The sequence below is a fragment of the Actinoplanes utahensis genome, from assembly GCF_016862455.1.
GTDB classification, from domain to species: Bacteria; Actinomycetota; Actinomycetes; order Mycobacteriales; family Micromonosporaceae; genus Actinoplanes; species Actinoplanes utahensis.
This window is the reverse complement of sequence record NZ_BOMZ01000015.1, coordinates 245,677-270,540: the sequence shown is the minus strand read 5'-3', so window position 1 is coordinate 270,540 and position 24,864 is coordinate 245,677. Positions and strand designations below refer to the sequence as shown.

21 protein-coding genes and 1 pseudogene are annotated in these 24,864 nt (G+C 70.9%); 13 read left to right on the top strand and 9 right to left on the bottom strand.

All coding sequences use genetic code 11. The annotated features are described in order from the left end of the window. Positions 1–32: 32 nt before the first annotated feature. The 6 genes from Aut01nite_RS04880 to Aut01nite_RS04855 all read right to left on the bottom strand — a co-directional run bounded on the left by Aut01nite_RS04880 (position 33) and on the right by Aut01nite_RS04855 (position 5,348). Positions 33–419 carry a MarR family transcriptional regulator gene (locus Aut01nite_RS04880; protein WP_043522135.1) on the bottom strand — a complete coding sequence of 129 codons (387 nt, stop codon included), beginning with the start codon at positions 417–419 and terminating at the stop codon, positions 33–35. A gap of 114 nt (positions 420–533) precedes the next feature. After that, the gene (locus Aut01nite_RS04875; protein ID WP_043522136.1) at positions 534–1,244 is read right to left on the bottom strand and encodes an ABC transporter permease; all 711 of its coding nucleotides are present in this window, start codon (positions 1,242–1,244) and stop codon (positions 534–536) included. Further along, complete coding sequence (locus Aut01nite_RS04870) at positions 1,244–2,194, bottom strand: ABC transporter ATP-binding protein (protein ID WP_043522137.1); 951 nt, start codon at positions 2,192–2,194, stop codon at positions 1,244–1,246. The genes Aut01nite_RS04875 and Aut01nite_RS04870 overlap by 1 nt, the downstream gene beginning before the upstream one ends. Next, complete coding sequence (locus Aut01nite_RS04865; protein ID WP_043522139.1) at positions 2,191–3,054, bottom strand: ABC transporter permease; 864 nt, start codon at positions 3,052–3,054, stop codon at positions 2,191–2,193. Before Aut01nite_RS04865 ends, Aut01nite_RS04870 begins: the two co-directional genes overlap by 4 nt. Next, entirely contained in the window at positions 3,047–3,961 is a 915-nt protein-coding gene (locus Aut01nite_RS04860; RefSeq protein ID WP_043522140.1) for an ABC transporter ATP-binding protein, read from the bottom strand. Before Aut01nite_RS04860 ends, Aut01nite_RS04865 begins: the two co-directional genes overlap by 8 nt. Positions 3,962–4,064: 103 nt before the next feature. Continuing rightward, positions 4,065–5,348, bottom strand: coding sequence for a glycoside hydrolase family 26 protein (locus tag Aut01nite_RS04855; protein WP_236642491.1), 1,284 nt, complete (start codon positions 5,346–5,348; stop codon positions 4,065–4,067). 181 nt (positions 5,349–5,529) lie between these two features. On the opposite strand from Aut01nite_RS04855, the gene cysC reads away from it, so the two are divergent. The 9 genes from cysC (at position 5,530) to Aut01nite_RS04810 (ending at position 16,190) form a co-directional block, all read left to right on the top strand. After that, on the top strand, positions 5,530–7,050 hold the full coding sequence (gene cysC / locus Aut01nite_RS04850; RefSeq protein ID WP_043522142.1) for an adenylyl-sulfate kinase: 1,521 nt from the start codon (positions 5,530–5,532) through the stop codon (positions 7,048–7,050). Between the two features lie 91 nt (positions 7,051–7,141). Beyond that, entirely contained in the window at positions 7,142–8,827 is a 1,686-nt protein-coding gene (locus tag Aut01nite_RS04845) for a Wzz/FepE/Etk N-terminal domain-containing protein (protein ID WP_043522143.1), read from the top strand. After that, positions 8,824–10,194 carry a hypothetical protein gene (locus Aut01nite_RS04840; protein WP_239124592.1) on the top strand — a complete coding sequence of 457 codons (1,371 nt, stop codon included), beginning with the start codon at positions 8,824–8,826 and terminating at the stop codon, positions 10,192–10,194. The genes Aut01nite_RS04845 and Aut01nite_RS04840 overlap by 4 nt, the downstream gene beginning before the upstream one ends. Beyond that, the gene (locus tag Aut01nite_RS04835) at positions 10,191–11,420 is read left to right on the top strand and encodes a hypothetical protein (RefSeq protein WP_043522145.1); all 1,230 of its coding nucleotides are present in this window, start codon (positions 10,191–10,193) and stop codon (positions 11,418–11,420) included. The genes Aut01nite_RS04840 and Aut01nite_RS04835 overlap by 4 nt, the downstream gene beginning before the upstream one ends. A gap of 6 nt (positions 11,421–11,426) precedes the next feature. Next, complete coding sequence (locus Aut01nite_RS04830) at positions 11,427–12,305, top strand: sulfotransferase domain-containing protein (RefSeq protein WP_043522266.1); 879 nt, start codon at positions 11,427–11,429, stop codon at positions 12,303–12,305. Continuing rightward, entirely contained in the window at positions 12,302–13,801 is a 1,500-nt protein-coding gene (locus tag Aut01nite_RS04825) for a lipopolysaccharide biosynthesis protein (protein WP_236642492.1), read from the top strand. The genes Aut01nite_RS04830 and Aut01nite_RS04825 overlap by 4 nt, the downstream gene beginning before the upstream one ends. After that, positions 13,798–14,532 carry a methyltransferase domain-containing protein gene (locus Aut01nite_RS04820; protein WP_043522146.1) on the top strand — a complete coding sequence of 245 codons (735 nt, stop codon included), beginning with the start codon at positions 13,798–13,800 and terminating at the stop codon, positions 14,530–14,532. Before Aut01nite_RS04825 ends, Aut01nite_RS04820 begins: the two co-directional genes overlap by 4 nt. Next, positions 14,525–15,517 carry a glycosyl hydrolase gene (locus Aut01nite_RS04815; RefSeq protein WP_043522147.1) on the top strand — a complete coding sequence of 331 codons (993 nt, stop codon included), beginning with the start codon at positions 14,525–14,527 and terminating at the stop codon, positions 15,515–15,517. Before Aut01nite_RS04820 ends, Aut01nite_RS04815 begins: the two co-directional genes overlap by 8 nt. A 109-nt stretch (positions 15,518–15,626) precedes the next feature. Continuing rightward, positions 15,627–16,190 (top strand): DUF4262 domain-containing protein, encoded by a 564-nt coding sequence (locus Aut01nite_RS04810; RefSeq protein ID WP_063958703.1) that lies wholly within the window; start codon positions 15,627–15,629, stop codon positions 16,188–16,190. On the opposite strand, the gene Aut01nite_RS04805 is transcribed toward Aut01nite_RS04810, so the two are convergent. Beyond that, positions 16,136–16,933, bottom strand: coding sequence for a WecB/TagA/CpsF family glycosyltransferase (locus tag Aut01nite_RS04805; RefSeq protein WP_043522148.1), 798 nt, complete (start codon positions 16,931–16,933; stop codon positions 16,136–16,138). The genes Aut01nite_RS04810 and Aut01nite_RS04805 overlap by 55 nt on opposite strands. A 62-nt stretch (positions 16,934–16,995) precedes the next feature. Here Aut01nite_RS04805 and Aut01nite_RS04800 point away from each other — a divergent pair, with 62 nt between their 5' ends. From Aut01nite_RS04800 to galT, 4 genes are all read left to right on the top strand, one after another. Beyond that, positions 16,996–17,928 carry a sulfotransferase gene (locus Aut01nite_RS04800; RefSeq protein WP_043522150.1) on the top strand — a complete coding sequence of 311 codons (933 nt, stop codon included), beginning with the start codon at positions 16,996–16,998 and terminating at the stop codon, positions 17,926–17,928. Beyond that, positions 17,928–18,842 carry a glycosyltransferase family 2 protein gene (locus Aut01nite_RS04795; protein ID WP_043522151.1) on the top strand — a complete coding sequence of 305 codons (915 nt, stop codon included), beginning with the start codon at positions 17,928–17,930 and terminating at the stop codon, positions 18,840–18,842. Before Aut01nite_RS04800 ends, Aut01nite_RS04795 begins: the two co-directional genes overlap by 1 nt. A gap of 82 nt (positions 18,843–18,924) precedes the next feature. After that, entirely contained in the window at positions 18,925–19,701 is a 777-nt protein-coding gene (locus tag Aut01nite_RS04790) for a DeoR/GlpR family DNA-binding transcription regulator (protein WP_043522153.1), read from the top strand. Next, positions 19,698–20,783, top strand: a complete 1,086-nt coding sequence (galT, locus tag Aut01nite_RS04785; protein WP_043522154.1) for a galactose-1-phosphate uridylyltransferase — start codon at positions 19,698–19,700, stop codon at positions 20,781–20,783. The genes Aut01nite_RS04790 and galT overlap by 4 nt, the downstream gene beginning before the upstream one ends. 72 nt (positions 20,784–20,855) lie before the next feature. Here the strand turns inward: galT and adhE are convergent. Both adhE and Aut01nite_RS04775 read right to left on the bottom strand, forming a co-directional pair. After that, positions 20,856–23,471, bottom strand: a pseudogene (adhE, locus tag Aut01nite_RS04780) (bifunctional acetaldehyde-CoA/alcohol dehydrogenase); the annotation flags it as partial. A 64-nt stretch (positions 23,472–23,535) separates the two neighbouring features. After that, positions 23,536–24,750: an NADP-dependent isocitrate dehydrogenase gene (locus Aut01nite_RS04775; protein WP_043522158.1), complete on the bottom strand. Its 1,215-nt coding sequence runs from the start codon at positions 24,748–24,750 to the stop codon at positions 23,536–23,538. Positions 24,751–24,864: the final 114 nt, after the last annotated feature.

Sequence of the window (24,864 nt, the reverse complement as noted above, 5' to 3'; positions counted from 1 at the left end):
TCCAGACCGGGACTCCCGTCGTGGCCGTTTCATCAGGCCCGCGACCAGCGGGCGACACGAGACCGCGGTTTGCCCAGCAATCTCACGAGCCCCTTCTGCCGAAGTGTCTGCAGCGCATGCTGGACCTGGTCCTTCGACAGGCCGGTGGATTCCTCGAGTTCGGCTCGGGTCAGCGACCCCGTACCGAGCGCTTCCATGATCTTCACTTCGTTGCCGGTGAGTCCGGCAGCAGCGGGATCGCGCTTGACTGCCAACTGATACGTCGTGGAGCCTCGGGTGCCGGCCTGCTCGACGACGCCCGCGTCGACCAATTCCCTCAACTCGCGCGTTGCCGCACGGCTGTCCTGCACACCCGTCGAAGTCCGGTAGCCACTATTGGTCAGCACCGCACCATTACGCATCATCACCAGTGCGGTCATCGGGGAGCGGGACAGAGGCGCTGTTCGTCAGCACAGGCCGTCAGCAGCCTTGCCGAAACACGAAGGCCCGCCTCCCGGGGGAGCGGGAGACGGGCCGGGGGTGAAGACGGAGGGTCAGCTGGTCTCGCCGGCGAGGCTAAAGGAGCCCAGGCGGTTGATGGCGGCCAGAGTGCCCAGGATGGTGAAGATGGCGCTCATCACGATGGCGGTGGTCAGTCCGACGGACGAGGCGAGGATGTTGGTCGGGGAGATCTTGTCGGCGATGGTGACGACGTACTGGCCGACGGAGAGGGACTTGGTGCCGCTCACGAAGTTTCCGAGCAGGCCCTCCCAGACCAGGATGTAGACCAGGCCGAGCAGCACCGGGCGGCGGCTGAGCAGGCTGAACAGCAGGAACAGGGCGGAGTAGGCCAGGGCTCCGACGACACTGGCGGCAGCCAGGGCGGCGCCGAGCTTCACCGAGCCGGCCAGGATGCCGGCGACGAACAGCGGCACGGCCGAGACGACGGCGGTGACCGAGGCGGCGACCGCGTATTTCGCCAGGATGATGTCGCGGCGGGGCAGCGGCTTGGTCAGGATGTGCACGATCGTGCCGTCGTCGATCTCGGAACCGAGAACACCGGTGCCGACGATCAGGGCGACGACCGGGAGCACCACGGCCAGGCCGAGGGAGTAGATGACGGCGTTGCCCCACATGTCGGGGGACACGCCGTACGCCCGGCAGATCGCGGCCAGGCCGATCAGCAGCAGCGGCAGCGGCAGGAGCAGCAGCGCCCGGCGGCGGCCGAAGAGCCCACGCGCGGTGATCATAGCGACGGTGGACATCAGCCCTCCAGCAGGTAGGAGAAGACGCTCTCCAGGGATTCGTCGGACGGCACCAGCTGGTGCAGGCGGATGCCCTGGTCCAGCGCGATGCGGGGCAGGGCCCGGGTGAAGCTGCCGTAGTCGGCGGCCCGCACGGTCATGCCGGTCGCGTCGATCTCGATGCCGGCCACCGATTTCTCAGCGATCAGCGCGACGGCCAGCCGGCGGTCGTCGGAGCTGCGGACGGCGAAGACGTGCGGCCGGTTCGTCATCAGCCGGCGGATCTTGCGGTAGTCGCCGGAGGCGGCCAGCCGGCCCGCCACGATGACCTGGACCAGGCCGGCGACCTGCTCGACCTCTTCCAGGATGTGCGAGCTGAACAGGATGGTGTGGCCACGGTCGCCGAGCGAGTGCAGCAGTTCCATCATGTGCATCCGCTGGCGCGGGTCCATGCCGTTGAACGGCTCGTCGAGCAGCAGCACCCGCGGCTCGTGGACCAGAGCGGCCGCGACCCGGGTGCGCTGGCGCATGCCCTTGGAGAAGGTCTCGATGCGGCGTTCGGCGGCGCCGGTCATCTCGACCAGCTCCAGCGCGCGCTGGGCGGCGCCGGCCGGGTCCGGCAGCTTCTGCATCTTGGCGCAGGCGGTGACGAACTGGCGGGCGGTCAGGTAGCCGTGGACGGCCTCCCGCTCGGTGACCAGGCCGAGGTCGCGGTAGACCGACGGGTTGCGCCAGGTGGGCTTGCCGTCGATGGTGACGGTGCCCCGCGACGGCGCGAGGAACCCGGCCATCATGTGCAGCACGGTGGTCTTGCCGGCGCCGTTCGGCCCGAGCAGGCCGGTGACGCCGGGGTACAGCGACATGGAGATGTCGTTGACCGCGACCACGTTGCCGTACCAGCGGGAGACGTTGCTCAGCTCGACCACGCCGGTGGTGGTCCGGGTGTCGGCCGGGAGGGTCTGGGTGGTCACAGCGAGGCCACCTTCCGGTAGCGGGCCAGCAGGAGCAGGAGGCAGGCGGCGATCAGGCAGACCGCCTCGATGCCGTAGATCGGCCCGAACCGGCCGAGGTCGAGTTCCATCCCGCCGGTGCCGCGCAGCCACTCGCCGACGCCGGCGATCAGGAACACCGGGCTGGCCAGGCCGGCCAGGCTGTTCGCTGTGGTGTTCGGCAGGGAGGCGAGGACGCCGACGATCGGGGTGGTCATCAGCATGACCGCGACGATGCCGCCGGCCGCGAACGCCTGCTTGCCGGTGAAGGACGCGATCAGCAGGCTGATCCCGGCGAACATCAGCGCCCAGAGTAGGCTGTAACCCCAGCCGGGCAGCAGGTCGCCGATCTCGTTCCACACGCCCTTGAAGCCGTCCTCGGTGGTGAACGCGGCGCCCAGGAACATCACGAACTGCGGGACGCCGAGGAGCAGCCAGATCGCCGAGACCATGGCGGCGTACTTGGCGCTCACGTAGTCGGCGGCGCGCAGCGGGCGGCTGAAATACAGCGGGAGGGTGCCCGCCCGCAGGTCACGGGAGACCAGCTGGGGCGCGACGATCGCCACGAAGAAGATGATCAGAAAACTCATCTGGTCGGCGAACGAGGTGTAGCTCAGGATCGACTCGCCGCCCACCGCGCGGACCGCGGCCACGATCACCGCGACCAGCAGCATGATGCCGAAGACCAGCCAGGGGAAGATCTTCGCCTTGGCGGAGCGGCCCAGCCCGAAGGCGGAGCGCAGCCCGTGCACGTAGAGCGCCTGTTGCAGCGCGAGGCGGCCCAGGCGGGGACCCGAATACCGCTGGTATCCGATGTCATGGATGACGCCGGCCTCAGACATCGGCGGTCTCCTTCGTGGTGAAGAGCTCGGCCACGCGGTGCCGACGCTGGTCCAGGCGGTGCAGGTTGAGGTCGAGGTCGGCGACGGCACGCAGGATCCGGTCGTACGCCGCATCCGACTGCAGCGGCACGAGCAGCATGCGCCCGTCCCGGGTGGCGGTCAGTCCGACCGCGGCGAGGGCGGCGGCCAGCTCGTCGGTGCCGTCGGCGACCTCGACCGCGAGGATGTCGGAGGCCTCGGTCATCGAGGAGATGCGGTCGGCGCGGAGCAGCCGGCCGCCCTCGATGGCGATCAGCGAGTCACAGATCCGCTCGACCTCGCCGAGCAGGTGCGAGCAGACGACCACGGAGATGCCGAACTCGTTGCCGATGCGGTGAACGAGGCCGAGCATCGCGTCGCGGCCGGCCGGGTCGAGGCCGTTCGTCGGCTCGTCGAGCAGCAGCAGGTCGGGGTCGTGCACGAGCGCCTGGGCCAGCTTGACCCGCTGCTTCATGCCGGTGGAGTAGCCGCCGATCTGCCGGTAGCGCTCCTCGTAGAGCCCGACGTGCCGCAGCGCCTCGGAGGCACGCTCGCGGGCGGCGGTCTTGGGCAGGCCACTCATCCGGGCCAGGTGGGTGACGAACTCGGCGGCCGAGACGTCACCGGGCAGGCAGTCGTTCTCCGGCATGTAGCCGACGCGGGCGCGAACCTGGTCGGTCTCGGTTACCGGGTCGAGGTCGAAGACCCGGACGCTGCCGCTGGTGGGCGGCAGCAGCCCGAGCATGATCTTGATGAAGGTGCTCTTGCCGGCGCCGTTGGCGCCGACCAGTCCGATGACGCCGGCATCGACGGCGACGGTCAGGTCCGCGAGGGCGGTCACCCCGCCGCCGTACGTCTTGGTCAGCCCGTCCGTAACGATGATGGTCACGGGCTCAGCCTATGGAGGCCGCGCACGCCGGTGGATCCGGAAAACCCCTGAGCCGTTCTCAGGGTTTCTCAGGTTGCTCTCAGCTTTGTGTCTGCCCGGCCGGTCAGCGGACCGAGACCTGGAAGACCGGGAGTTTGCCGAGACGGCGGTATTCGCGCAGCGCGGCGGGTGTGCTGTCGACCGACGAGTCCTGCCCCTTGTGGTTGGCCGGCGTCTCGAAGTGGACCATCGCCTTGATGCCCGGGAACCGGGGGATCTGTTGCCCGACCTCGCGGTAGAACTCCGCCATGTGACCGGGGTTGCGCTTGGAGAACCACACGCCCCACTCGGCCACCATCAGCGGTTTCCGGGGGTGCCGGGCGCGTACCCAGTTGTAGAAGCCGGGCCAGCCGGGCCTGCTCGCCGACCGCCGGTTGAGCAGTTCGGCGAAGTCGCCGTGGCCGTAACCGGGGTCGCTGTAGGAGTACGTGTCGAAGCCGATCCAGTCGACCACGTCGTCACCGGGGTACATGTGCTGGAACCAGCTCTTCGTGGTGTGCGGCACGTACGCCATGTGCACCAGCACGGTGACCACGTTGGTGGCGCCCTTGGCCCGCAGCCGTTTCACCACGTGCCGGAACATGGCGGCGTAGTCCCGGGCGGTGTACCCGGAGCCGCTCCGCTCCCGTACCTGATCCTCGGCCTCGTGGTGCACCGCGAAGAAGAACGGTTCCCGGAAGTTCTTCTTGAGGTGTACGGCGAGCCGGTCCAGGAACTGATCGGTGCGCCGGTCGCCTCGGGCGATCCGGGCCCAGGTGGTGCTCTCCGGCTTCCAGTTGAGCAGCAGGATCCGTTCCCGGCCCGGCTCGCGGGCGATGGCGATCTCCTGCTCGGTGGGGAAGACCTGCCGGATGCCACGGTGGTACGCGTGGAAGACGGCCTGGTGCCGGCCGGTCTTGCGCTCGAACTCGGCGAGCGCCCGGACGCCCCGTTCCTCGGTGCGGGCCCCAGGGGCGACGCCCCACAGGATTCCGCAGGTGGGCACCAGCTTCGACCCGACCTTGCAGCCGCGGTTCTGCTGCTTCGACGACGCCGCGCCCGGGAACCGGACCACCTTGGTGGTTCCCCGGCCGGCCGCGGGCGGGCGGGGAGGCAGCGCATCCGATGTGGGGGCGGGCTCGTACGGCGCCAGCCGGTCCGGCGGTGCGGACGGCGCGAGCCGGTCCGGCAGCCCCGGCGGCGGGATGGACGCCGTGACGGGCGGCTCCACGAACGCCGGCGGCGGGTAGGGGACGCCGAGCTGGTCGATGCCACCGGTCCAGGCCCAGGAGAGCGTGACGACGACGGACATGGCGAAGGCGGTGGTCAGCACGCCGAGATGCACTAGTCGGGAACGGGTCTTTCTCACAAAGGCCGAGTATCAGACGATCATCTCATCTTGTCCAGCATTCGGATGGTTTCCGACCGAATTGGTGTTAAGTGGCTTTTGTCAACACTGATGAAAGATCAGGAGGGGACCGAGATCCCGACTCGACCGGCTCGACAGCGCCTGGGAAACTGTCCCCCAAATACCTGCAGGGGGATTCGAAGTGAATGGTTCGGTACTGCCCGAGGACGTGCTCCGGGATGCTCCCTCCTTCACCCCTCGGCCCTACGAGCTGGCCGACCTCGAACTGCTGCTCTCCGGGGCGTACACCCCGCTGACCGGCTTCCTCGGCCGCGCCGATCTGGTCTCGGTCGCGCGCACCGGCCGGTTGACCGGCGGTGAGTCCTGGCCGGTGCCGGTGACCTGCGAGATCCCCGGCGAGGTGGCGTCCGCACTGGACCCGGCCGACCCGGCCCGCCGCACCCTGGTGCTGACCGACCCGGAGGGCGCGCCGGTCGCCGCGATCGAGGTGACCGACGTCTGGCCGACCGGGGAGAACCGGTTCGGCATCGGCGGCCCGGTGCGGCGGATGGGCGACGGCGGGCACGGCCCGTTCCAGCGCCTGCGCCGCACACCGGAGGAGGTCACGGCGCTGCTGCCACCGGGACGGGTGCTCGGGGTGATCGCCGACCGGCCCCTGCACCGGCCGCAGCTGGCGCAGATCGCGCACGCCGCCCGTACCCTGGCGGCCCATCTCTTGATCTTGATCCCGGTCAGCGGACCGGGACCGGACGGACTGCCGCCGGAAGCGCTGGTCCGCTCGATCTTCGCGGCCCGCGACCGGATGCCGCCGGCCACGGTGGTCGCGGTGCCGCTGCTCACCCGCGGCGACGAGCTGCGCGACGCGCTGCTGCGGGCCCGGGTCGCCGGCGCGTACGGGGTGACCCACGTGCTGTCCACCGGCGACTCGCTCTCCGGGGCGGGCCTGCGCGTGCTGCTGCCCCGCGAGCTCGCCTACGACAACCGGGACGGCCAGTGGCGCTGGCGCGACGACATCCCGCCGCGCAACCGCCGTCTGGCGATGAGCCCCGGCGAGATCGACGACCTGCTGGACCGGGGTTTCCCACTGCCCGAGTGGCACACCCCGCCGGCCGTCGCGCGTGAGCTGGCCCGGGTGCGGCCGCCGCGCCGGCACCGCGGCCTGGTGCTGTTCTTCACCGGCCTGTCCGGCTCCGGCAAGTCGACGATCGCCCGCAACCTGGCCGACGCGCTGCGGGAAGCCGGCGACCGCACGATCACCCTGCTGGACGGGGACGTGGTGCGCCGGGAGCTGACCGCCGGGCTGGGCTTCAGCAAGTCCGACCGGGACCGCAACGTCCGCCGGATCGGCTGGGTCGCCGCCGAGGTGGCCCGGCACCGCGGGGTGGCGGTGGCCTGCCCGATCGCGCCGTACGACGCGGCTCGCAAGGCGGCCCGGCAGATGGCCGTGGAGGCGGGCGGCGGGTTCATCCTGGTGCACGTGGCCACGCCTCTGGAGGTGTGCGAGAGCCGGGACCGCAAGGGTCTGTACGCCCGGGCGCGGGCCGGTCAGCTGCGCGGCATGACCGGCATCGACGACCCGTACGAGGTACCCGCCGACGCCGAGTTGTCCGTCGACACCACCACGATGAGCGTCGCGGAAGCGGTCGACGTGGTGCTGAACTTCCTGGTCGAGAGCGGCTGGATGGAGCCCAAACTGACTTAGGCAGTCACTTTCGGCGGGAGTGTGGCGTTGCACCTCTGGGGCGAAACGCCCAAACCACACTCCTCTCTCCCGGAAGGGACGTCGAAGACTGATGGAACCGCCTCGCCCCTCGTCCGACCTGTCGCACTACCTCGGTGCGTTCCGCCGCCACTGGTGGATCGCCCTGGTGGCCACGGGCGCCGGCCTCGGCGGCGGAGCGGTCCTGACGCAGACCATGCCGAAGGTCTACGAGTCGTCCGCGTCGGTGCTCGTCGAATCGGCCGGGCAGGACACCAACGCCGAGGGCGGCCGCACCAAGGGCACCGTCAACCTGGACACCGAGGCGCAACTGGTCGGCTCCGGCGCGGTCGCCGTGAAGGCGGCCACCCTGCTGCGCAGCGACCTGTCGCCGATCGAGCTGGCCAAGTCGGTGTCGGTGCAGGTTCCGCCGAACACCACCGTCCTGGTGATCAACTTCAAGGCCGACGATCCGCGGAAGGCCCAGGCCGGGTCGCACGCGTTCGCCGAGGCGTACCTGCGCAACCGCGAGGAGACCGCCCGGGCCCAGCTCGACAAGCGGATCAAGTCACTCAACCTCAAGGTGCAGCAGCTCACCGGCATGCTCACCGGGATCAACGCGAAACTGGCGGTGGCCCCGAAAGGCAGCCCCACCGAGGGCAACCTGCAGAGCCTGCGCAACAACTCGCAGAACCAGCTCAACTCGCTGACCGGGCGCCTCAACGAGCTGACCACGACCATGGTCGGCGGCGGCAGCATCATCAGCGACTCCCGGCTGCCGGAGGAGCCGACCAGCCCGAACACCTGGCTCAACGTCGGCACCGGCGGCATGCTCGGGCTGCTCCTTGGGCTCGGGCTGGCATACCTGCGGGAACGGTTCGACAGGCGGCTGGTCAAACCGGGTGACGTGCGCGACCGGGGGCGGGTGCCGGTGCTGGCCGCGCTGGACGAGCGGACCACCCCGCACTTCGACGACGTGCTCCAGCCGTACGGTCCGGGCGGTCGCGTCTTCAACCGGCTGCGCAACGAGGTGCTGGCCAGCCTGGACGACGGCGACCAGATCATCGTGGTGACCGGGACCAGCCGTGGTTCGGCGAGCACGCTCGTCGCCGCGAACCTGGCGGCGGCGCTGGCCCGTACCGGAAGCGACGTGGTCCTGATCGGCGCGCACCTGCCGGACAGCGTGATCGACGCCGCGCCGCTGGCCCGGATGTTCGGCATCTCCGCGGTGCCCGGCCTCTCCGACCTGCTGGCCGGCCGGGTCGCCCTGGCCCGTGCCCTGCAGCGCACCCCGCGCATCCCGTCGCTGCGGGTGATCACCACCGGCGGGGCGGCCACCGCGGCCGGCCTGATGCAGTCGCAGCGCCTCCGCGACACCCTCCAGACGCTGCGCAAGCAGGGCGGATACATCATCATCGAGGCGCCGTCGACGAGCAGCAGCGCCGACGCGCAGAGCCTCGCCAGCCTCGCCGACGCGGCCATCCTCGCCGTCGAGCTGCGCCGCTCCGGCCGGCCCGCGCTGATCGACGCGACCGAGCAGCTGCGGCGAGTCGGCACCAAGCTGCTCGGCGCGGTGGTCATGCCCCGGCTCACCGCGCTGCGCCCGGGCGAGATGGCGGCGCCCGCGGTCAGCCTGCCGCCGGTCCTCGACACCGGCGCGGAGAGCCCGACCCAGCAGCTGTCCTACGCCGGCCGGCAGCGCGGCCAGGACGACGACCCTAACGCCACCTCGGTCATCGACCTCTCCGGCGCGGGCGCCGCGGACGGCGACGAGAAGTGACAGTGGTCACGGCCGAAGCCCTCGCTCCCGCCGGACCCGCCCACCGCACCGCCAGGAACCGATCGCTGCCGTCCTGGCCGGTCGCCGGGATCCTGCTGCTCTACCCACTCTGGTGGGCGCTCGGCCTGGGCGTGCTGATCTTTCCGATGGCCGCCGTGCCGATGGTCTTCCTGCTGCTGCGCCGCCGGGCGGCGGGCCGTCCGCTGCGTCTTCCGCCGGGCTTCGTCTGGTGGGTGATCTTCCTGGTCGCGGTGGTCGCGAGCATCGCCGCGCTGGGCGCGGACCCGCCCGGCACGGTGGCGGAACGTGCGGGTGACCGGTTGGTCGCCGTCGTCTACAAGCTTTCGATGTACGCGTCCCTGACGGTCCTGCTGATCTACACCGGCAACCTGACCGAGGCGGAACTGTCCCGCCGCCGGCTGGTGCGGCTGCTCGCCGGCATGTTCGTGGTGACCGTGCTGGGCGGCCTGCTCGGCATGGTGGCCGGGAACTTCGAGTTCACCTCGCCGGTGGAGTGGCTGCTGCCGGGCGGCATGCGCGGCAAGGGGTTCGTGAAGTCGCTGGTGCACCCGTACGCGGCGCAGATCATGGACATCGTCGGCGACCCGAAGCCGCGCCCGGCCGCCCCGTGGGGCTACACGAACACCTGGGGCAACAACTTCTGTCTGCTGCTGCCGTGGCTGGTGGTGGCCGCCTGGGCGAGCCGTGGCAGTGGCCGCAAGCTGCTCGCGGTGATCTTCCTGGCCGTCTCGGTGGCGCCGGCGATCGCCTCGCTGAACCGCGGCCTGTGGATCGGCGTCGGCCTGCTGCTGGTCTATGTGGCGCTCCGGTACGTGCTGGCCGGCCGGCTGTGGATCCTGCTCCTGCTGCCGGTGGTCGGTGGCCTGCTGGCGCTCGCCGTGACCGCCACCCCGCTCGGCACGACCGTGCAGGCCCGGCTGGACAACGGCAAGTCCAACGGGGTCCGGTCGTTCCTGATCGACAAGGCTCTGGACGGGTTCACCGGCTCGCCGGTGATCGGTTACGGCGGCACCCGCGACACCCTCGGCGGGCGCAACTCGATCACCGTCGGGGAGAGCGCGAGTTGCGAGCGCTGCGGCAACTTCACCGTCGGCGGCAACGGCCAGCTCTGGCAGCTGCTCTACGCGCACGGCGCGGCCGGAACCCTCGGGTATCTGGGCTTCTTCGCCTACGGGCTGTGGCGCTTCCGCCACGACCGCAGCCCGATCGGCATCGCCGGGAGCGCCGCGCTGGTCACCTCGTTCTCCGCCATGCTCTGGTACAACTCGCTGGTCACCCCTCTGGCCTTCATGTTCCTGGCCTACGCGCTGCTCTGGCGCAACTCGATCGAGGGGAGCGATCTTTGAGTCCGGTTCGAACCGCGCCTGCGGAACTGACGGCAGGCGACGCCGCACTACGGACGCAGTATCTGACCGAGGTGATGGCGCAGCTCTATCCGGAGCCGTGCCGGACCGACGGGACACCGGGGCCGCTGGTCGCCGAGTACCTGGTGGTGCCGAACGCGCACCGGCCCCGCCTGCTGGTCCCGACGCTCTCCCCGGCGGTCGCCGCGGCCGCCGTCCGCCGGTACGCCGAACCCCAGTCCCGCATCGCCCGGCTGAAACGGGACGCCGTGGTAGCCGCCGTGCACACCCGCGCCACCGGCCTGCTGTTCCGCGACCGGATCCGGGTCACCGGCCCAGTATCGGCCGGCATCGACGGGTACCTGAGCGACGCCCTGCGCCGCGACCTGGCGGTCAGCATCCACATCGGCCCGGCCCGCGCCAACCGCAAACCGGTGCTCCAGCTGCTCAGTCCGGACGGCGACACGTTCGCCTTCGGCAAGCTCGGCACCGGCCCGCTCACCCGGCGCCTGGTCCAGGCCGAGACGGCCGCGCTCACCGCGCTCGGCCACAGCCAGCTCACCAAGCTGACCGTGCCGCGGGTGCTGCACGCCGGGCAGTGGCGGGGCATGCGGGTGCTGGTGCAGTCGGCGCTGCCGGTCTGGCTGCCGCGGGCCCCGCTGACCCAGCGGCGGCTCACCTCGGCGATGCTCGACGTGGCCGGCTGCTGCGGGTACAGCACCGGGCCGCTGGTCGGCAGCGGGTACTGGCAGGAGTTGCAGGCCCGGCTCAAGGCGGTCGCGGAGCGGCCGGAGGGCGCCGGGCTGGCCGCCGCGGTGGACGTGCTGGCCGCGCACAGCGGCGAGACCGCGCTGCGGTACGGCGCCTGGCACGGCGACTGGGCGCCCTGGAACATGGCGAACCTGGCCGACGCGCTGCTCGTCTGGGACTGGGAACGGTTCGCCACCGGCGTCCCGCTCGGCTTCGACGCCATCCACCATGAGCTGCAGAAACGCATCCAGTCCACCGGTGACGCCCGGGCCGCGGTCGAGGCGACCGTGCACCGCGCCGACGAGTTGCTCGCCCCGTTCGGGGTGGCGCCGGTGGCCCGCGAGATCACCGCCCTGCTCTACCTGGTCGATCTCGCGGTCCGTTACCTGACCGACCGGCAGGCCGAGGCCGGCGCCCGGCTCGGCGTGCTCGGGACCTGGCTGCTGCCGGTACTGATCCGGCGCGTGGAGGAGCTGTAAGTGGCCGTGAACGTGCGCAATCTGCCGGCGCCGGTGAAACGGGTCGTGCACCTGGGGACCCGATCCTACGGACGGCTCACCTCGGACAGCCGGATGCTGCCGTCCTTCCTGATCTGTGGCGGGCAGCGCTGCGGCACCACGTCGCTGTACCGCGCGCTGGCCGCGCATCCGGTGGTGCTCAAGGCGGTCCTGCACAAGGGTGTGCACTACTTCGACACGTCGTACAAGCGGGGACCCGAGTGGTACCGCGGGCACTTTCCGCTGCTGCGCAGCGCCGAGCGGATCGGCGAGCGGTACGGGGTACGCGCGCAGACCTTCGAATCCAGCCCGTACTACATGTACCACCCGCAGGCCGCCGCCCGGATCGCGCGCGACCTGCCGTACAGCAAGCTCGTGGTCCTGGTCCGGGACCCGGTGGAACGCGCCTACTCGCAGCACCACCACGAGGTGGCCCGAGGTTACGAGACCGAGCAGGATTTCGGGGCGGCCCTGACCCTGGAGCCGGCCCGGCTGCACCGCCAGGAGGAACGGCTCGCTCTCGACCCGGCGTTCTACAGCTTCGCCCACCAGCACCACGCCTACCGGGCCCGCGGCGAGTACGCCCGCTACCTGAGCGTGATGGCCCAGCACGTCGGCCGGGAGCGGATCCACGTGGTGGAGAGCGAGCGCTTCTTCACCGAGCCGGAGGCCGTCTACGACGAGGTGTGCGGGTTCCTCGGGTTGCCGGCCGGCCTGGAGCGGCCGCCGTTCGAGCGGCACAACGCCCGCCCCCGGCAGGCCGACATGGACCCGGGGCTGCGCCGCGAGCTGAGCGAGCACTACCGGTCGCACGACGAGGCGCTGGCCACCTGGCTGGGGCACACGCCCGTCTGGCGCCGCGGGTGACGGCGGGCACCACCGAGCGGCCCGCGAGCGCCCGCGGCGCGGCCCGTGGCGGGCTGGCCAACATGGCCGGTTCGGTGCTGGCCGGCGGCGCCGGGGTGATCGTCACCTGGGTCGTGGCCCGCACGCTGCCGACCGCCGAGGCCGGCGCGTTCTTCGCCGCCACCGCCGCGTTCGTGCTGGCCGGGGGCCTGGCCAAGCTGGGTACGCAGACCGGGCTGGTCTACTGGCCGGCCCGGCTGCGGGCCACCGGGCAGGACCACCTGCTCGGCGCCTGTCTGCGGGCCGGCATCCCCCCGGTCGCGGTGTTCTCGGTGGCCCTCGCGCTCGGGATGTGGCTGGCCGCGCCGGGGATCGCCCACCTCACCGCGGGCGAGTCGCCGGAGGTGGTGGCCGTGCACACCACCGGGCTGCGGGTGCTGGCCGTGTTCGTCCCGTTGCAGGCGCTCACCGACGTGCTGCTGACCGTCACCCGCGGCTACCGGATCATGCGGCCGACCGTGCTGCTGGACCGGGTGCTGCGCAGCGGGCTGCAGGTGCTGGCCGTGTGCGCGGCCGGGGTGGCCGCGTCGTGGGCGGCGGCCTCGCTGCCGGTCTTCGCGTTCGCCTGGGCCGCGCCGTACCTGCCGGTGGTGGTCCTGGCCGGGTTCGCGGCGCGGAGGGCGTACACCGCCGGGGTCGATCGCGAACGGAACGCGACCCGGGCCGAGCGGCGGACCCTGCGCCGGGACTTCTGGGTCTTCACCGGTCCGCGGGCGGTGGCCGCGGTGGCTCAGCTCGCGCTCCAGCGGGTGGACGTGCTGCTGGTGGCGGCGCTGGGCGGACTGGCGCCGGCCGCGATCTACGCGGTGGCCGGGCGGTTCGTGGTGCTGGTCCAGTTCGCCAACCAAGGGCTGTCGCAGTCGGTGCAGCCACGGCTGGCCGAGGCGCTGAGCACCGGCGACACGGCCGGCGCGAAGCGGCTCTACCAGATCGCCACCGGCTGGCTGGTGCTGGTGACCTGGCCGGTCTGCCTGCTGGTGGCCGCGTTCGCCCCGTACTACCTGCGGATCTTCGGACCGGAGTACGCCGCCGGCGCCCCGGTGGTGCTGGTGCTGGCCGCCGCGATGCTGGTGGCGACCGGCTGCGGCATGGTCGACATGGTGCTCGCGATGGCCGGCCGCACCTCGGCGAACCTCGGCAACGTCCTGATCGCCCTGACCGTCACGGTCGGGCTGGACGTGCTGCTGATCCCCCGATTCGGCGCGCTCGGAGCGGCGTTCGGCCTGGCCGGGGCCATGGTCGTGAACAACCTGCTGCCGCTGGCCCAGGTCCACCGCGGCACCGGTATGCACCCGTTCGGGCCGGGCACCCGCACCGCGGCACTGCTGGCCGCCGGGTGCTTCGGACCTGTCCTGTTCTTTCCGGCGGCTCTCGTGGCCGCCGTCCCGGCCTACGCCATGGGGGCCTGGCTGCTACGCGGACGGCTGATGCTCGGCGCATTTAGGAGGAAGAGTTGACCAGCGACTACACCGAGGTTTTCCAGGACACCGAGGCGGTCGAGAAATACGAGACCGTGACGTACGCCCCGGACAGCTACGCGTCGCGGATCAACGACCGGCAACGGGATCATCTGCGGGCCCTGATCCGCCGCGAGTTCCCGGACCGGCCGCCGGTCCAGCACGACTTCGCCTGCGGCACCGGGCGGGCGATCCGGGCGCTGCACGGGCTGGTGCGGGAGGCGCACGGGTACGACACGTCGGCCGAGATGATGGCGAAGGCGGCCGAGGTCGGCTCCCGGGCCACCTGGCACCGCGTCGACCCGGACGGCCCGGTGCCACAGCCGGTGGCGGCCGGCTTCCCGGCGATCGTGACGATCTTCCGGCTGCTGCTCAACGTCGACGACGCCGTCCGGGACCGGGCCCTGGCCTTCGCCGCCAAGGTGCTGCCGCACCGCGGATCCGGGCTGCTCGTGGTGGAGAACCACGGCAACGCCGGCTCGGTGCGGCACCTGCGGGCCCGGCGGCACAACGGGCAGCGCTGGTTCGCCGAGCTCTCCCACGAGCAGGTGGAACGGCTGCTGGCCCGGCACGGTTTCGAGATCGTCGGCCGGAAGGGCTTCTCGATGCTGACCCCGTCGCTGCACGACCACCGGGTGGCTCGTCTCGCCGACGCGGCGGCCCGCAGGCTGCCGGGCAGCGACTCGTACGCGGTGAACGTCCTCTACACGGCCCGGCGGATCAATGCGTAGGGGTCTGGCGATCCTGCTCGTCCTGCTGCTGGGCGGCTGCGGCTGGGGCGGCGACGACCCGCCACCGCCGCCGGCGCCCTCGCCCGACCTGTCCGCTGCGCCGCGGGCCGTGGCGGTGCAGCCGGGGCCGTTCCAGGCCGGGCCGTTCAAGCCGCCGCGCCGGGGCGCGCTGTTCGGGGCGTGGATCAAGCCGGACGAGCTCACCCACGTCGGGCGGCTCACCGCGGTCGCCGGGCTGGAACAGTCGATGGGGCGCAAGCTGGACTTCATCAACACGTACCGGCGCTTCGAGCAGATGATGGGCACCCCGTCGGACCAGGCCTTCCTGTCCGACGGGGCGTCCCTGATGATCAGCTGGGCGACCGGTGACAACCGGTCGATCCTGACCGGCGAGCACGACGACCTGATCCGTAAGCAGGCGGTCGCGATCCGCGCGATCAAGAAGCCGGTGATGCTGCGGATGCGTTGGGAGATGGACCGGCCCAACCTGCGGGCCACCATGTGGTCCGGCGAGGACTACATCGCCGCCTGGCGGTACGTGCGGAAGCTGTTCCGCGAGGAGCGGGCCGACAACGTGTCCTGGGTGTGGTGCCCGACCGCCGAGGGTTTCGTCCGGGGGGACGCACCGCAGTTCTACCCCGGTGACGATCAGGTCGACTGGACCTGCGTGGATGTCTACGCCGGGTTCGACTTCCAGCCGATCGGCACGCTGATGGGGCCGTTCCTGGAGTGGGCGGCCAAGCGGCCGAAACCGATCGTGATCGGCGAGTTCGGGGTGGCCCGGGCGTGGGGGTCGGCGGCCCGGGCGGCGTGGCTGAAGGACGCCGAGCGGACCTTCAAGGCGAACCGGCAGATCAAGGCGGTCGCCTACTTCGAGTCGAACCCCGAGGGCAACAGCCCCAACCAGCAGTTCCGCCTGATCGGCGACGACCGGGCCTTCAAGCAGTTCCTCCGCCTCGCGAAAGACCCCTACTTCAACCGCTGATCGCTCGACCGGGGATCCGCCTTGCACGGCGGATCCCCGGAAAAATGTCGTACGTGTGTTCCATAGTTGGCTCTGTCAGACACCGTGCCGAGCCAACGGGGGTCATGCGATGTCCTACCTCGACGACTTCTTCGACGAGCAGAGCGAGATCATCGGCAGGTTCGGCTGGGCGGTGGTGCACGTGCTGCCGGAGGAGGACGATCCGGAGGGCACGGTTCCGTTCGCCTACACGGTCGGCCTAACCGGTTACGGGTTTCCCGAGCTCACCATCGCCGGCCTGCCGCCGGAGACCGGCCATCTGCTGCTCAACGAGGTGGCCGGCCGGGTCGTCGACGAGGCCCTGCTGCTGCGGCACGGGCAGAGCATCCGCGGCCTGATCGTGGATCAGGAGGTCCGGGTCGTGGCGGGCGGGATCAGCGAGACGCTGTTCCCGGGCGCCGCCCTGATGCGTTACGGCGACGACCGGGTCCGCCTGCTGCAGCTCGCCTGGCCCGATCCGGACGACCGGTTCCCCTGGCAGAGCGGCTATGACGCGGCCGGTCATCCACAGCCCACGATCGGCGCGATCCGGCTGCGAGCCGGGCAGCGCTGCGCCCGGTTCCGCGGCGTCCCGGGCGCTCAGGCCCGCCGCGCTCGGCGGCGCGGCGCCGCCGCCAGGAGGCGCAGGGCGTAAGGGGCGTCGTGCCGCAGATAGCGGCCGGCCAGGCGGCGCGGCTCGACGCCGAGGCGGTGGGCCCATTCCAGGCCGGTGCGCTGCATCCAGCGGGGCGCCCGTTCCACGTCGCCGGCGACGAAGTTGACCGCGGCGCCGCATCCGACGAACCAGGCGTCCGGCAGTTGCGGCCGCAGCCGCTCGATCACGATCTCCTGCTTGGGGAAACCGAGGCCGACGAAGACCATGTCCGGCCGGGCGGCGACGACCCGCGCGCACACCGCGGCATAACTCGCCTCGTCCTCCTCGAAACCGTAATCGGGGCTGATCGTTCCGGCGATCCGCAGGCCGGGGCACTTCTCGGCGAGCCGGGCGGCCGCCCGGGCGGCGCCGTCCCTCTCCCGGCCGGAACGCGCCGGGGATCCGCCGATCACGAAGACGGAGCGGGCGTCGCGGCCGAGGCCCTCCGAGAGCGACCAGATCAGGCTGCTGCCGGCGACCCGTTCGGGCAGCGGGGCGCCGCCGAGGCGACTGGCCCAGATCAGCGGCATGCCGTCGGCCACGATCAGGTCGGCGTCGTCGAGGTGCCGGCGGACGCCGACGTCGGCGGCGGCCCGGCGCAGGATGTCGACGTTCGGGGTGATGATCCGGCCGCCGCGGCCACGGGCCAGGGACTCGCGCACCACGGCCACGACCTCGTCCTCGGTGATCCGGTCGATACCGGTTCCGTCCAGGTGCACACGGTCGAAAGCCTCGATACTCACCTAACGCCTCCTTTACCCTGCTTCACTCGTTACCAGAGCGAAACGAATGAAGGCGGGCCAAAGTGGCACAAGTGCTGTTTTTGGGCGGATTCGGACGAAGCGGAACCACGCTCGTCGAACGGCTGCTTGGCGAACTGCCCGGCATGTGCGCCCTGGGCGAGGTCGTCCACCTGTGGCAACGCGATGTCCGCGACGACGAGCGCTGCGGCTGCGGCGCCCGGTTCTCCGGCTGCACGTTCTGGCGGCGCGTCGGCGATCTCGCCTTCAACGGCTGGGCGAACGTGGACGTCGACCGGGTGCACGCGCTGCGCGACGCGGTCGAACGGACCCGGCACATCCCCCGCCTCGCCACGGCCACCGCCGCCTCCCCCGAGGTCCGGGAGTACGCGTCGTACTACGCCCGCGTCTACGCCGCCGCCGCCGAGGTGTCCGGCGCCCGCGTGGTGATCGACTCCTCCAAGCACTCCGCACTGGCCCACGTCCTGCGCTGGGCCGACGACGTCGACCTGCGGGTGGTGCACGTGGTCCGGGACGCGCGCGGGGTGGCGTACTCCTGGACCAAGACGGTGACCCGGCCGGAGACCGACGGCGCCGACCAGATGACCCGCTACTCCCCCGGCCGCTCGGCGCTGCTGTGGAACGCGCACAACGCCGCGTTCGGCCTGCTCGCGCGCCGGGGCGTGCCGGTCCGCCGGATCCGCTACGAGGAGTTCCTCACCGACCCGCGGGCCGGGCTGATCCGCCTGGCCGACTTCGCGGGCGTCCCGCTGCACCCGGACGACCTGGACTTCCTCCGCAGCGGGCACGCCGACCTGGGGGTCGGGCACAGCGCGGCGGGCAACCCGATGCGGTTCACCGTCGGGCGGCTGCCGCTGCGGCACGACGACGCCTGGGTGCGTGCGCTGCCGGGCTCCCAGCGCAGGCTGGTGGGCGCGGTCTGCGGACCCCTTCTCCGGGCGTACGGCTACCCGATCCACATCTCATCGGAGGCATGATGAACTGGCCGTCGGTCGGGGTCGTGATCCCCACCCGCAACCGTCCCGAGCTGGTGCGCCGCGCGATCGACGCGGTCCGCGGGCAGCGCTATCCGGGTGAGCTGAAGGTCGTCGTGGTCTACGACCAGACCGAGCCGGACTATCTGCTCGCCTCCACCGACGGCGTCCCGGTGCTGGTGCTGACCAACTGGCGGGCCGCCGGGCTGGCGGGCGCCCGCAACACCGGCCTGCTGGCGCTCGACACCGAGCTGACCGCATTCTGTGACGACGACGATCAGTGGACGCCGGACAAGCTGCGCCGCCAGGTCGCCGCGCTGCTGGCCGAGCCGGAGGCCGAGTTCGCCACCTGCGCGATCGAGGTGGAGTACGAGGGGCGCACCACCCCCCGGCTGGCCGGGCGCAGCCGGGTAACCGTGGCGGACCTGGCCCGGTCCCGGATGGCGATGCTGCACTCGTCGTCGTTCCTGATCCGCCGGGAGGCCCTGGACCCGGAGCGGATCGGCCTGGTCGCCGAGGATGCGCCGGGCAGCCAGAACGAGGACTGGGATCTTCTCCTCAGGGCGGCCCGCCGCGCGCCGATCGTGCATCTGGACGAACCGCTGGTCCGGGTGCTGTGGGGCCGGACCTCGCACTACGCCTACGAGTACGCCACCAAGATCTCCTCGCTGCGCTGGATGATGCGGCGGCACCCGGAGATCAGCGGCTGCCGGCCCGGCGCGGCCCGGGTCTACGGCCAGCTGGCGTGCTGGTCGGCGGCGAGCGGGAACCGGAGCGCGGCCTGGCGGTACACCCGGGAGGCGGTGCGGGCGAACTGGCGGGAGCCGCGGGCCGCGATAGCCCTGGCCGCGATGACCGGGGCGGTCAAGGTGGAGAACGTGCTGTCCGCCCTGCACAAGCGGGGCCGCGGTATCTGAGCTCACTCTTTCGCACTCACCCGATCACGGGGTACCGTTCGAGTGTGTTGGAATTAGTTCGGATCAGGCGAGCGGGTCGCTGATGCTGGCACCGCAGCGCCAGGCCGCCATCCTTGATCGGGTGCGCGCCAGCGGTGGCGTCCGGGTGACCGAGCTGGCCACCGAGTTCAGCGTCTCCGACATGACCATCCGCCGCGACCTGGAGGCGCTCGCTGAGCGCGGCCTGCTGGCGAAAGTACATGGCGGCGCGACCACGGTCAGTCCCGGTTCGGCACACGAGCCGGGCTTCACCGCCAAGTCGGTGCGCGAGCGCGAGGAGAAGGCGGCGATCGCGATGCGGGCCGCCGCGCTGGTGTCGCCCGGTGACGCGATCGCGCTCTCGGCCGGCACCACCACCGCGGAGCTCGCCGAGCGTCTCGTCGACGTCCCCGCGCTGACCGTGGTGACGAATTCGATCCCGGTCGCCGACGTCTTCTACCGGGGCGGCCGGGCGGACCAGACCGTGATCCTGACCGGCGGGACGCGTACCCCCTCTGACGCTCTCGTCGGCCCGGTGGCCGTCGCCGCCATCGGCGCCCTGCACCTGGACGTGCTGTTCCTGGGCGTGCACGGGATGAGCGAGCGCGCCGGTTACAGCACGCCCAACCTGATGGAGGCCGACGTCAACCGGGCCCTGGTCGAGGCGGCCGAGCGTGTGGTCGTGCTCGCCGACCACACCAAGTGGGGCACCGTCGGCATCTCCTCGATCGTTCCGCTGTCCCGCGCCGACATCCTGATCACCGACGACGGCCTGGACGACGGCGCCCGCCAGATCCTCATCGATTCCGTTCCTGAACTCGTGGTGGTGAACCCCCAGTGACCCCGACCCGCTCGAGCATCCGTCTCTCCGACGGCCGTGAGCTGATCTATTTCGACGAATCCCCGGACAGCGGCCGCTCCGGACATCCGGACACCCGGCAGCTGCCGCCGCCCCCGCCGGCGTCGCAGTTGCGCTACGACCCGCTGACCGACGAGTGGATCGCGGTCGCCGCACACCGCAACACCCGCACGTTCCTGCCGCCGTCGGACGCGTGCCCGCTCTGCCCGACCAGTGAGCGGTTCGCCAGCGAGATCCCCGCGCCGGACTACGACGTGGTGGTCTTCGAGAACCAGTTCCCGTCGTTCAGCGACCGGATCGTCCCGGACGAGATCACCCAGGTCACCGGCATGGTGCCGGTGCGGCCGGGCCGCGGCCGGTGCGAGGTCGTCTGCTTCACCAGCGACCATGACGCCGCCTTCGGGTCGCTGCCACCGTCCCGGGTGCGGACCGTGATCGACGCGCTCGCCGACCGCACCGCGGAGATCTCCCGGATGCCCGGGGTGGCGCAGGTGTTCCCGTTCGAGAACCGGGGCGTCGAGATCGGCGTGACGCTGCACCACCCGCACGGCCAGATCTACGCCTACCCCACGGTCACCCCGAAGACGGCGGCCTATCTGCGGGCCGCGGCGCGACACCGGGAGAAGACCGGGCGCAACCTGTACGCCGACGTCCTCGCCGCCGAGCAGGAGGCGAAGGTCCGGGTGGTCGCCGCCAACGAGCACTGGACGGCGTACGTGCCGGCCGCCGCCCGCTGGCCGTTCGAGGTGCACCTGGCCCCGCACCGGCAGGTCCCCGACCTGCCCGCGCTGACCGACGCCGAGCGGGACGCGTTCGGCCCGCTCTACCTGGACGTCCTGCGCCGGTTCGACGGCCTGTTCGGCAAGCCGATGCCGTACATCTCGGCCTGGCACCAGGCGGTCGTCGGCGAGGGCCGTGACCTGGGCTACCTGCATCTGCAGCTGTTCAGCATCCGGCGCGCGGCGGACAAGCTGAAGTTCCTGGCCGGGTCGGAGTCGGCGATGGGCGCCTTCGTCAACGACATCGTCCCGGAGGCCGCCGCCCAGCGGCTGCGCGACATCTGACCCCGCGAAAGTGGGGAGGCCCGGGACAAGGCCTCCCCACTTCGTCCAACGAATCGCGTGGATCCCGGGTTACTACCCGTAGTACGCGGTCCGCATGATCCGCTCGAGATCCGCCAGCATCGGCATCCGCGGGTTGGCCGGCGCGCACTGGTCGAGGTACGCGTTCATCGCCTGCTGCGGGAGCGCGGCCAGGAATTCGTCCTCGTCCACGCCGGCGCCCTTGAACGACGCCGGGATCCCGACCGCCTCGCGGAGCCTCTCGACGGCCTGGGCGTACGACTCGACGCCCTGCTGCGGGGTGTCGGCCGGCAGGCCCAGGTGCCGGGCGATCTCCTGGAACCGTTCCGGGGCGATGTACCGCTCGTACTTGGGCCAGCTGTTCAACTTCGACGGCACGGTGCCGTTGTGCCGGATCACGTGCGGCAGCAGGATCGCGTTGGTCCGGCCGTGCGCGACGTGGAAACTGGCGCCCAGGGTGTGCGCCATGGCGTGGACGATGCCGAGGAACGCGTTGCCGAACGACATGCCGGCGATCGTCCCGGCGTTGTGCATCTTCTCCCGGGCGACCGGGTCCTCCGGGCCGGCCGTGACCGCCCGCTCCAGGTTCTGGAAGATCAGCTTGATCGCGTGCAGGGCCAGCCCGTCGGTGAAGTCGCTGGCGTAGACCGAGACGTACGCCTCGGTGGCGTGGGTCAGCGCGTCGAAGCCGCTGTCCGCGGTCACCACCGGCGGCAGGTCCCGGGTCAGGTGCGGGTCGATGATCGCCACACTGGGCGTGAGGGCGTAGTCGGCCAGCGGGTACTTCTGCCCGGTGGCGGTGTCGGTGATCACCGCGAACGGGGTCACCTCGGCGCCGGTGCCGGACGTGGTCGGCACGCACACCAGCTTCGCCAGGCCGCCCAGGGCCGGGAACTTGAAGGCCCGCTTACGGACGTCGAAGAACTTCTCCTTCATGTCCGCGAAGTCGACATCCGGGTGCTCGTAGAGCAGCCACATCACCTTGGCCGCGTCCATCGGCGAGCCACCGCCGAGGGCGATGATGGTGTCCGGGCGGAACGAGCGCATCAGAGCCGCGCCGCCGCGGACCGTGTCGATGCTGGGCTCCGGCTCGACGGTGTCGATGATCTGGATGGTCACCGGCTCGGGCCGCTCGCGGAGCACGTTGCTGATCCGGTCGACGTAACCGAGCCTGGTCATGGTGTGGTCGGTGACGATGGTGACCCGCCGGACGTCCGGCATGTCCCGGAAGTAGCGGATGGCGTGCGGCTCGAAGTACATCTTCGCCGGCACCTTGAACCACTGCATGTTGTTCGTCCTACGGCCGATGCGCTTGATGTTGAGCAGGTTGAGGGCGGAGACGTTGTCGGAGACCGAGGTGTGGCCGTAACTGCCGCAGCCGAGGGTCAGCGACGGGCGGAAGCCGTTGTAGATGTCGCCGATGCCGCCCTGCGAGGCGGGCGCGTTCCAGATGATCCGGACCGCCTTCATCCGCTTGCCGAACCGCTCCGCCAGGTCGGCGTCCCTGCCGTGCACGACCGCGCTGTGCCCGAGGCCGTGGAACTCGACCATCTGCTCGGCGTACCGGATGCCCTGTTCCTCGTCCTCGGCGGTGAGCACGGCCAGGACCGGGCACAGCTTCTCCCGGCTCAGCGGCTCGGCCGGGCCGACCTCGCCGATCTCGGCGAGCAGGATCGAGGTGTCCGCCGGCACGGTGAAACCGGCCTGCTCGGCGATCCACACCGGCGACCGGCCGACCACCGCGGCGTTGAGCTTCTCGCCGACACAGTCGGTGCCCTCCCCGTCCGGCGGGAAGATGAAGTCCTGGAGAAGCCGCTTCTCCTCCGGCGTGACCAGGTAGGCGTGCAGCCGGGCGAACTCGCGCAGCGCCCGCGCAGCGATCGAGCGGTCCAGGACGACGGCCTGCTCGGAGGCGCAGATCATGCCGTTGTCGAAGGTCTTCGACAGCACTATGTCGTGGGCGGCGCGAACCACGTCGGCGGACGGATGGACGTACGCCGGAACGTTGCCCGCGCCGACGCCGAGAGCCGGCTTGCCGGTCGAGTAGGCGGCCCGGACCATCGCGTTCCCACCGGTCGCCAGGATCGTCGCGACACCGGGGTGGTTCATCAGCGCTGCCGTAGCCTGGAGCGACGGCTGCTCGACCCACTGGATGCAGTTCTCCGGCGCGCCCGCCGCGATCGCCGCGTCCCGGACCACCCTGGCCGCCTCCGCGCTGCAGGCCTGTGCGTTGGGGTGGAAGGCGAAGACGATCGGATTGCGGGTCTTCAGCGCCAGCAGCGCCTTGAAGATGGTGGTCGAGGTCGGGTTGGTGACCGGGGTGACCGCGCAGACCACCCCGACCGGGTCGGCGATCTCGGTGATCCCGTCGACGTCGTCGCGGTGGATGACGCCGACCGTCTTCATCCCGGCCATGCTGTTGGTGACGTGCTCGCAGGCGAAGATGTTCTTGACGGCCTTGTCCTCGAAGACACCGCGGCCGGTCTCCTCGACCGCCAGCCGGGCCAGGTCCCCGTGCTTGTCCAGCGCGGCCACCGAGGCCTTGCCGACGATGTGGTCGACCTGCTCCTGGGTGAAGTCGGCGTACTCGGCCAGAGCCCTCTGAGCATTGCCCACCAGGCCGTCGATCTCGTTCATCTCACGCTCCCTCGTCGACTTCATCGTCGCTTCCGGGTGCGGAGCCCAACGAGAGGAAAAGGTCCCGCCGAAGCGGGACCTTCACTCGATGCGAACCTCAGGCCAGCTTGCGGGCCAGGTTCTCGTCCAGCGCGTTCATGAACTCGTCGGTCGACAGCCACGGGGCGTCCCGACCGATCAGCAGCGCGAGGTCCTTGGTCATCTGACCGCCCTCGACGGTCTCGATGCAGACGCGCTCGAGCTTCTCGGCGAACTCGGTCACCTCGGGGGTGCCGTCCAGCTTGCCGCGGTGCTTGAGGCCGCCGGTCCAGGCGAAGATCGAGGCGATCGGGTTGGTCGAGGTCTTCTCGCCCTTCTGCCACTGCCGGTAGTGCCGGGTGACCGTGCCGTGCGCGGCCTCGGCCTCGACGGTCTTGCCGTCCGGGGTCATCAGCACGCTGGTCATCAGGCCGAGCGAGCCGAAGCCCTGGGCCACGGTGTCGGACTGCACGTCACCGTCGTAGTTCTTGCAGGCCCAGACGTAGCCACCCTCCCACTTCAGGGCGGCGGCGACCATGTCGTCGATCAGCCGGTGCTCGTAGGTGAGGCCGGCCTCCTTGAACTGGTCGGCGAACTCGGTCTCGAAGATCTCCGCGAACAGGTCCTTGAAGCGGCCGTCGTACGCCTTCAGGATGGTGTTCTTGGTGGAGAGGTAGACCGGGTAGTTGCGGGCCAGGCCGTACCGGAACGAGGCGCGCGCGAAGTCGCGGATCGACTCGTCGTAGTTGTACATCGCCATGCCGACGCCGCCGGCCGGGAAGTCGGAGACCAGGAACTCCATCGGCTCGGAGCCGTCGGCCGGGGTGAAGGTCACCGTCATCTTGCCGGCGCTCGGCGCCACGAAGTCGGTCGCCTTGTACTGGTCACCGTGGGCGTGCCGGCCGATGATGATCGGCTTCGTCCAGCTCGGTACCAGCCGGGGTACGTTGCTCATGATGATCGGCTCGCGGAAGACGACGCCGCCGAGGATGTTGCGGATCGTGCCGTTCGGCGACCGCCACATCTTCTTCAGGCCGAACTCCTCGACCCGCGCCTCGTCCGGCGTGATGGTGGCGCACTTGACGCCCACACCGTGCCGCTTGATGGCGTTGGCCGAATCGATCGTGACCTGGTCGTCGGTCTCGTCCCGGTACTGGATCGACAGGTCGTAGTACTCGAGGTTCACGTCGAGGTACGGCAGGATCAGCTGCTCACGGATCTGCTTCCAGATGATCCGGGTCATCTCGTCGCCGTCGATCTCCACGACCGGGTTCTTGACCTTGATTTTCGCCATCGGCCGGCGCTCCTCTCCCGAAACACACGCTTAGCAGTACGAGCGTACTGCCCGCCCGGCGATCTTCGGCGGGCGGCCCCGTCTGACGGACCAACCACTACCATTCCAGGCCGG